Consider the following 2000-nt stretch of genomic DNA (forward strand, 5'->3'; position numbering starts at 1 on the left):
GTTATATGAAAAACTAATTGCCAATACGTCTTTTTTTTCATCTTTTAATTTTGCTAATAATGTTGTAGAATCAATACCTCCGCTAAGTAATAAGATAACTTTATTTTTTTCCATTATATATTTTGTATTGTTTTTTCCACGTTAAAGACATCTTAGGCTTTTCTACAGCAGCTTTTTCGTGCCTAGGGATGAAATTTCCTTGATTTACGCTATAATCTGTAAAATTTCCACAGTACCTGCAAAATTCATCTAATAAATCTGCAATGGATTCATCAACATTCACTAATTTTTTAACACCCATTTTTTTTTCAAAAACACGATCTATGCCTCCAGCTACACCACATGGGTAATAACCTAATTGATTTAAGCCTATGCCGCAATATGATGTTACCCAACATCCTTTATTGTACTCCTTATCATTTAATTCTTTATTATCTATTGGTGCATCATTAAATGGAGAAAAATAGGGTACAACTCTCTCGTCTTTAAATGAAGCATAATCTATAATTATATTAGTATGTTTAGGCATTAAATTAAGCTTATTATTAACAATATCACCAAAACCATTACTTGTAATTTGTAATATAGTATTTGGTGAATATGGAATGATATAGTTATATAAAATTAAATTTACAATTTCAATGAAATTTATATGAATAGTTGGCTCCCCTCCCAGTAAATTTATAAGTTCCCACTTTTTATTTAAACTAATTGATTCTTTAACAAATTCTTCTATTTGGGTTAGAGTCATTCCTGTTTTAACTGGTGCTTGCGTTGAAGACCTATTACAATTTATACACTTTAAATTACACTCGTATGTTATATCTATTTCAATCTTTTTTAGATTTGGTAAAAATGTTTTTCTTCCTATAAAAACATCTTTTTGCGATTTTGGTTTCTTTAATAAAATCTCATCTATTATTTTGTTTTTTAGTTTTTTAACGTCCGTTGTGTTTATTGTGGTTCTATCGTGTAAAACATTAAAATGATTAATCCATATTGGATTACTAGACATTTCAACTATAGGTATCATATATGAAAAATCACAACAATATTCTGGAAAAACCATTTTCTCACTAAATCGTTTCGATAATAAAACATCTTGAATGTTTTGGTTTTCATTTTTAATTTTAAGGTCTTCAAACCCTAACGAGTCATATAAATATTTTTTAAAACTTCTAATATGTTGCCATACATTCCCTCCATATAATCGAGGGTTAATAAAATTTGGTGTATAATTATAATGTGCATGTAATTTATCTGTTCTATACATTTTACCAATTACTACATCTGCTTTATTATAATAGTATTTTTCGTAAAGGTTTTTTAGAGCCTTTTTCCCTATTAACGCATCATCTCCATCAAGTACTACAACTATAGAGTTTTGATTATTCATAAAATAATGGATCCCCTTGTAGATATTGTGAGCAGACCCCATTTTAAACTTATTATTTATAAAAGTCACTTTATCGCTGTAAGGTTTAATCAATTCTTTAATAAAATAAGAAATTCCATTTTCAGATTGGTCATCAATTAATATCAACCCCCAGTTTTGAAAGGTTTGACTGGTTAATGAATACCAGTATCTTAAAAACCTAGGAAGGCTTACATCTCTAAAACAAGATATTATTACTAGATCTTCATTACGCTTTGGATTTGTCCAGTTATAATAAGAATCTATAAGGTCAAATTGATTCGCTTGTGTTTCAGGAATCTGTAGTTGTTCTACTCTATCAACTTTAGTGAACCAAACATCTTTATCCTTTTTTTTAAAATTTGGTGGGTGGATAAAAAATGATTCTGAGCTCCCTCCTCTAATAGAACATACATTTGCTTGTTTTTGTTTTAATTCTAAAGAGCGATACCAGCTTAACTTTAAATTGTTATTAAATAACTTATTAGATAAAGGCAGTTGTTTATGTAAACGTTCTCTGTTTAATAAACAAAAACGAACCTCTGGAACAAATCCTCCGGCCTCAAAACCAAAATAAGGTATATAT

2 protein-coding genes are annotated in these 2000 nt (G+C 28.3%); both read right to left on the reverse strand.

What is annotated here, in order from left to right; translation table 11 throughout:
- A partial coding sequence (locus ACVC2P_RS00820; protein ID WP_452596587.1) for a 7-cyano-7-deazaguanine synthase occupies positions 1 to 114 on the reverse strand: 114 nt, incomplete at its 3' end.
- The coding region (locus ACVC2P_RS00825) for a glycosyltransferase (RefSeq protein ID WP_452596586.1) at positions 101 to 2000 on the reverse strand (1900 nt) is incomplete at its 5' end. The genes ACVC2P_RS00820 and ACVC2P_RS00825, both read right to left, overlap by 14 nt.

It is taken from the genome of Pontimicrobium sp. MEBiC01747 (assembly GCF_053601635.1).